Genomic DNA, 7,139 nt, shown 5'->3' on the forward strand with positions numbered 1-7,139 from the left:
GCAATTACCGTGTGTGTATTTTTTGGGGTAATTGTCCTTTTTTATTGTCATCATATACAAAAACGGCACTGATGAAAACTCATCAGTACCGAATAGTGTAGAACCACTAAAACTTCGCCGTCTTTGAATTCGTCAATATCTTTTGGACTAGCAATGACGTGAACCTTACCAGCACCAAAACCAGGACTAGCTGGTAATCCACGAACTACTACTTCAGCTTTTGTTGCGTTACCCAATGATGAGGCCCCCTCTTCAGATTGATGCTTTTTATTCCGCCTTGACCAAACAGTTTCTGGACGGGCTTGAACAATCCATAGTTTATTGGTGTTCTTGTCCAGAGCAAATTCCATATCCATGTAGCAACCGTAGTGCTGTTCAATTTTCTTTGCGTAACCTGCTAATTCTTTAACTTGGTCATCGGTCAGAACTTGTTGATCAGCAATGTCATCAGGAACAGGTTGTTCATCGGTACCACCGTCTTCTTTACGGACGAGCATAATTGGTTTATTAACAATGTTCCGGTCGACAATGTCTAAAGATTCTTTGTCAATTACAAAGTGGTCTGGAGTGACTTTTCCTAGGACGATGTATTCACCAAGACCATAAATAGTGTCTAGAACAATTTGCTTGTCATTACCATTAGCGACGTTCACGGAGAACATAATCCCAGATGCCTTGGAGAAGACCATCATTTGAATTGCTGCAGATAAAGCAACCTTGTCAGCAGGGAAGTTTTGCTTGTGACGATAATAAGTAGCTCGGTCTGTAAATAATGATGCATAGCATTTTTGAACGCACTTCACAACATTATCTGCACCAGTAATGTTTAGATATGATTCTTGTTGACCAGCAAATGATGCATCAGGAAGATCTTCGGCAGTAGCACTAGAACGAATAGCTACAAATGGATCCTTTTGACCCATCTTGTCAGATAACTGGGCGTAAGCTAATTTAATATCACGTTCGATGTCATCTGGCATTTCAGCTTCGACGATAATTTGACGAATTTTTGAACAAGTATTGTGTAACTCATCTGAGTCTTCGTAATCTTTAATTTCAGCAAGGAGTTCGTTAACCTTACTTTTGAGGCCTGTTTTATCCATGAATTCACGGTAGGCACTTGCGGTAGTTGCGAATCCATAGGGAACTGGAACGTCCATTGAAGAAGTCATTTCACCTAATGATGATGATTTACCCCCAACTAAATTGACGTCTTTACGGTGTAATTGGTCAAACCAAAGTACATTTGCTTTTTCTCTATCCATAATAAGACTCCTCTCACATCAATCTGATGTAATCGCTTCCATTGGTATGCGTAAATTGTAAGACCATTTAGTGAGAATCGTCAATGCACAAATTGAACACTTTTGCTTATTAAAGCGTTATACTAAGATATTTTTTATCAAAGATGATGATTATTTCATATAGACCATTTCTGGATTTAACATATACCAATTAGATTGTTAATTTAAATGGTATACATTTTTACGCAAAATATGTAATTAAAAAAACCTCCAATTGTCGATATTAATGACAATTAGAGGGTTGTTAGCTTGATAATAATATTACAATTCTTTTCTAAAAAATTTGGGTAATGGCAAATTTAAGGCAATGACAGCACCAACAATGAGTGCAGATCCTAACCAGTCCATCCCTGTCATATGGAGGTTAAAGAAGATTACTGAACCCATGGTAGCAGTGACCGGTTCAAAAGCATCCGTTAGGCTAAAGTTAGTCGCACTGATGTACTTTAAAGAATTGGTAGCCAGTTGGAAAGGAATCAATGTTCCAATCACGACAACGGCAGCAACATACCACCAGACTAAATTAGTGTGAGGTAGAGTAGGCTGTGCCGGGTGGAAACAGAAGAGTGCCAATCCAGAAAAGAAGATCCCCCAACCAGTAATAGTTAACGATGAATAACCTTGTTTGATCAAATTCTGTGGAATCAAAGTGTTTGTAGCAACACCCACTGCAGATAGTAATCCCCAGAATAGAACTGCAGGTGTAATTGCTAGTTCGGTTAGGTGACCATTTGTCGCAAGCAATACCACTCCTAAAAAGGCGAAAACAGCAGCGATAATTTGGATCCGAAGGGGACGTTGATGGCGGAATAAGGCAACGTAACCAATAATAAAGAATGGGCCAATGAATTGGAGAACAGTGGCAATGGACGCGTTACCTTCTTGAACGGCCATGAAATAGCAAAATTGTACAGGTAACATTCCAAACACCCCGTAGCAAATCAGGGTAACGAGGTTATGCCAGTCCTTTTTAAAAATACCAAAAGGTTGTCCACCAGTAACTGCAGCGATAATTAGTAAAATCGGTCCAGAAGTAAGCTGCCTGATTTGTGAAAGCCAGAGGGCATTGATATTAGGACTCAGTTTAAAAAGGGCGGTTGCAAAAAGCGATGAAATTCCCCACATCATACAGGCAATAATTGCTAACCCAGTCCACAGTCGTTCTTTATTCAAGATCTTTCCTCCCGTTTCAATAAAAAGAGGTTGGGTGAAACCCAGCCTCAAATTAGATTTTAAAATTTATCAAACATCATCATTAATGAGCCAACAGTGCTGTAACTACAGTGATAATTCCAAAAATAATTCCTGGGAAATTACCAATGAACACTGCCCAATCGCGGTGCCGCTTGTTTAAAGCATATGCGCACCATAAGAAACCATTGAATGCGGCCACTGTTGGTTGAAGGATATTGACTGGATGCCCTTGTAAGTTTGCCATAATCTGTGGGATATAGGAAACATACATCATAATTGTAAATAGTGACGCCACTCGACCAATCATAATGGCAGACCGTTTTTCACCACTTAAAATTTCCTGACGAGCTTCACGAATATCTTCAAGCTTGTCGTTCTTTTGAGCATCCATAGCGCTACCTCCCTTGAATTAAAAAAATATACTCTTGATAAGATAGCCCTATTTTTTTCAGATGTAAAGACCCTTTCAGGGATTTTATTTTAGTAGTCACCATCCATAATGGAGTTTTTAACAATGACGTAATCCACCTTGGTAATTGATTCAAGATCACGGCCACCAGCGTATGAAATTGAAGATTGGAGATCTTCTTGCATTTCATGTAATGTGTCCTTGATAGAGCCACGGAATGGAACCAGCATTTGTTTACCTTCGACATTGCGGTAAGCACCCTTTTGAACTTCAGATGCGGAACCCCAGTACTGCTTAAACTGCTTTCCATCAATTGTAATAATGTGGCCAGGTGACTCTTGATGGCCAGCTAGCATGGAACCAATCATAACCATCGAAGCACCAAAGCGAACAGATTTCGCAATATCACCGTTATGACGGATTCCACCGTCGGCAATGAGGGGTTTACGAGCAGCCTTGCTGCAAAGACGCAAAGCGGCTAGTTGCCATCCGCCCGTACCAAATCCGGTCTTTAATTTAGTGATACAAGCTTTACCAGGACCAACTCCTACCTTAGTAGCATCGGCACCCGCATTTTCCAGATCACGAACTGCTTCTGGAGTGGCAACATTACCAGCAGTGACAAAAGTATTTGGCAACTGTTTTTTGATGTATTGGATCATTTTAATTACAAAATCAGAATGTCCGTGTGCAACATCAATCGTAATGTATTCGGGATCTAAATGTTCGGATTTTAGTTGATCAATGAAATCATACTCTGCATCTTTGATTCCAACAGAAATTGATGCAAAGAGATTGCGATCATGCATTCTTTTGACAAAACTAGCCCGGTTTTCAGGTTCAAAACGGTGCATTACGTAGTAGTAACCATTCTGAGCTAGCCAAACCGCAAGATCTTCGTTAATAACACTTTCCATGTTAGCTGGAACCACGGGAATCTTGAATTTACGTGGCCCAAATTGAACACTTGTGTCAGCTTCTTTACGACTCTTGATAACACATTTATTTGGGATTAATTGGATATCATCATAATCAAAAGTTTCCACCTAGGAAAACCACCTTTCATAAAACCAAGTCGGTCAGGAACCATTTGCTAATATAACAGAACTTCAAAATTAGTCAATATGATACACGGACATTTTTAGAAAGTTCTTTTGAAATAGTTCGCTAAGATGCTTGAAATTTTTGACTGGATTATGTAGTATTATTAAGTAACTGTGTGCTTATAAGTTATAAGAAATGAATAATGAGGTGAATACTTAATGGCATCAGTAGTAATTGTTGGTAGTCAATGGGGTGACGAAGGAAAAGGTAAGATGACTGATTACCTGAGTCAAGAAGCTGACGTTGTTGTTCGTTCCCAAGGGGGAAACAACGCAGGTCACTCAATTGTCTTTGAAGGTAAGAAGTTTGCTTTGCGGCTTGTTCCTTCTGGAATTTTTGGTGCAAAGAAGCTTTCTGTGATTGGTAACGGAGTGGTTGTTAATCCTAAGGCACTATTGGAAGAAATCCATTACCTTGAAGATAACGGCGTTGACGTTTCTGGATTGCGTATTTCTAACCGTGCTCATGTGACAATGCCTTACCATATCTTGCTGGATAAGTGTGAAGAAAAGGCCAAGGGTGATCAAAAGGTCGGTACCACCCAAAAAGGAATCGGTCCTACTTACATGGATAAAGTAGCTCGGATTGGGATTCGGATGTGTGACCTCTTAGAAAAGGATACTTTTGAAAAGAAGCTCCGTGAAAACCTTGATTTGAAGAATGCACTATTCACAAAGATCTATGGTGTAGAACCATTGAAGTTTGACGACATCTTTGATGAATACTATCAATATGGTCAAGAACTTAAGAAGTATGTTACTGACACTTCCCTATTAATCAACGATGAAATGGATGCCGATAAGAAGGTCCTTTTTGAAGGCGCCCAAGGAACCATGCTGGATATTGATGACGGTACTTACCCATATGTAACGTCTTCTAACCCAGCAGCCGGTGGTGCTTCAACTGGTGCTGGTGTAGGTCCTAACCGAATTGATCGTGTTGTTGGAATTTGCAAAGCCTATACTACACGGGTTGGTGAAGGTCCATTCCCAACAGAATTAACCGATGAAATTGGTGACCACATTCGTGAAACTGGTCATGAATATGGAGTTGTTACTGGTCGTCCACGCCGGGTTGGCTGGTTAGATGCAGTTGCATTGCGGCATGCTCACCGGGTCGACGGTTTGAACTATTTAAGTCTAAACTTGTTGGATGTCTTATCTGGTTTAAAGACCATCAAGATTGCACGAGCATATGAATTAGATGGTAAGGAAATCAATTACTACCCAGCTAGTCTGGAAGAATTGGACCGTTGTAAGCCAGTTTATGATGAACTTCCAGGATGGGATGAAGACATCACTAATGTTACTAAGTTTGATGATCTTCCTGAAAATGCGAAGAACTACCTGAAGCGGATTGAAGAGTTAACCGATACTCCACTAGCAACCGTTTCAGTTGGTCCTGACCGTGAACAAACCATGATCTTACATGATCCTTGGAAGGACTAATTGAATAGTAACTAAAGGAGAATAACACGTTAAAGGCTGAGCCTTTAACGTGTTATTTTACTTTAATGGTAATCTTATAACTAATATGAAAGAAAAATTATATAATGATAATTAAGATCAATAGGAAAGAATGCGTGTTGATTGAGGCGATATAGTTATTTAATTCTGGCAATTATTTTAAATGCCATGGGGCATTCATTAACCATTGTGACAAACGTTGGAAGTATGCTATGGCCAGCATCAATTGTAAATATTATGCACACGCTTGGATGGACAATGACCGAAACGATTTTTACTGAAGGAATGGTAGTCATTATTCTGAATGTGATTTTGTCGGGGCGTTGGCAGTTAAGAAGGTTTACTCGCGAGCTAACCTTTTTAATTCCATACAGTATTTTGATGCAGCTTTTTGCGGATGCTTATCGAATGGTAGGAATTGATCAACTTAATTTTTGGTGGCGGTTGGGGTTAGATATGATTGGCTTAACCATTGCCTTTTTAGGCTTTTTGCTTTACCAAACATGTGACTGCTGTTTTCATCCCCATGATGATTTAACAATTATTTTGAAGCGGCGAGTTAATGCACAATTTGTACAGTGGTTTAATGTTCTGCTGCCGGTAATTATTATTGCAGGTTGTACCCTTTACAATCATCACATGTATGCGATTCATGTAGGAACACTTTTTGGACTACTATTACAAAGTAGAATTACTGGCTTCTTTGATCGACACGTATCATGTCATTGCAATATGTAGACAAAAAAGCGATTCGAGAACTGATCTAAAGTTCTTGAATCGCTTTTATAGTAGTTAAATATTATATTAATTCACTTCAAGCTCTTTAGTGTAAGTTTTACCACCATGGTTAATGACTACATCATATTTACCAGCATCTGTAAATTTCAAGGTAACATCTTGCTTTTGATCATCTGCAGGAACATATCCATAGCGCTGATGATGTAAGTGCCCCCTAACGGTTACGCTAGTATTAGCGGGGACAAGGAAACGAACTCGTACAACGGAACTGCCATCAGCAATTTCTGGATCATGAGGACTCCAGACAACATTTGGCACTTTTGCGGATGAATCTGATTCATCAGAACTTTTAGATGCTTGAGAACTACTGCTTTTTTGAGTGGCCTGATTAGAGTTGTTTGATTTAGTATGTGAATGTAGATGATGATCTAAATTAGAAGTTAATTGATTGAATTGGGAAGGTCGTGCTGCTCCGTATGCAATTCCGCTAATGCTGACGAAGAAAACAATAATTAACAACCAACTAAAGAAAACAGTAAAGTGGCCAGCATTACTGTAATCGCCAGTTCGCCTGATACGACGTAAGCGCACCACTAGCATAATGATGAATAAAACAAACGAAATGATTGCAATGTAATCAAGATACAATAACATGATAAATCCCCATTGATATTCATAGATTAATTCAAGATACCGTGCCTCTGTAAAATATCTACTTGTACTATTCTAGGTAAAATTTGGAATTTTTCCAATAATATTTTCTAAAAATCGTGGTTAATGGACAAACAGATTTGGATTGACAATAAAAAATTTAAAGATCCTTAACCTTTTAATAAATATATTTATCAAGGTAACAAATATTACAATTGGATTTAAAAAATTTCAAAAATAATTATATCAAATTTCACACAAATATATTTATAT

Annotated in this window: 6 protein-coding genes and 1 pseudogene; 2 read left to right on the forward strand and 5 right to left on the reverse strand. The window is 38.7% G+C overall.

Annotated features, from left to right (window positions below; all coding sequences use genetic code 11):
- Positions 1–98: 98 nt before the first annotated feature.
- The 4 genes and pseudogenes from H5975_RS06820 to H5975_RS06835 all read right to left on the reverse strand — a co-directional run.
- Positions 99–1,268: pseudogene (locus tag H5975_RS06820) on the reverse strand (PEP/pyruvate-binding domain-containing protein); the annotation flags it as partial.
- A 297-nt stretch (positions 1,269–1,565) separates the two neighbouring features.
- Positions 1,566–2,480: a DMT family transporter gene (locus H5975_RS06825; protein WP_204785421.1), complete on the reverse strand. Its 915-nt coding sequence runs from the start codon at positions 2,478–2,480 to the stop codon at positions 1,566–1,568.
- A 79-nt stretch (positions 2,481–2,559) separates the two neighbouring features.
- Positions 2,560–2,889 (reverse strand): SemiSWEET family transporter, encoded by a 330-nt coding sequence (locus H5975_RS06830; RefSeq protein WP_178662270.1) that lies wholly within the window; start codon positions 2,887–2,889, stop codon positions 2,560–2,562.
- Positions 2,890–2,978: 89 nt separating this feature from the next.
- The gene (locus H5975_RS06835; RefSeq protein ID WP_178662268.1) at positions 2,979–3,953 is read right to left on the reverse strand and encodes a GMP reductase; all 975 of its coding nucleotides are present in this window, start codon (positions 3,951–3,953) and stop codon (positions 2,979–2,981) included.
- Positions 3,954–4,169: 216 nt separating this feature from the next.
- Here H5975_RS06835 and H5975_RS06840 point away from each other — a divergent pair, with 216 nt between their 5' ends.
- Positions 4,170–5,459, forward strand: a complete 1,290-nt coding sequence (locus H5975_RS06840; protein ID WP_204785418.1) for an adenylosuccinate synthase — start codon at positions 4,170–4,172, stop codon at positions 5,457–5,459.
- A 141-nt stretch (positions 5,460–5,600) separates the two neighbouring features.
- Positions 5,601–6,215, forward strand: coding sequence for a sugar permease (locus H5975_RS06845; RefSeq protein ID WP_239473166.1), 615 nt, complete (start codon positions 5,601–5,603; stop codon positions 6,213–6,215).
- A gap of 66 nt (positions 6,216–6,281) precedes the next feature.
- Here the strand turns inward: H5975_RS06845 and H5975_RS06850 are convergent, their stop codons facing one another.
- Entirely contained in the window at positions 6,282–6,869 is a 588-nt protein-coding gene (locus H5975_RS06850) for a hypothetical protein (protein ID WP_204785419.1), read from the reverse strand.
- Between the last annotated feature and the right edge of the window lie 270 nt (positions 6,870–7,139).

This window comes from Limosilactobacillus coleohominis (genome assembly GCF_016901675.1).
Lineage (GTDB): Bacteria > Bacillota > Bacilli > Lactobacillales > Lactobacillaceae > Limosilactobacillus > Limosilactobacillus intestinavium.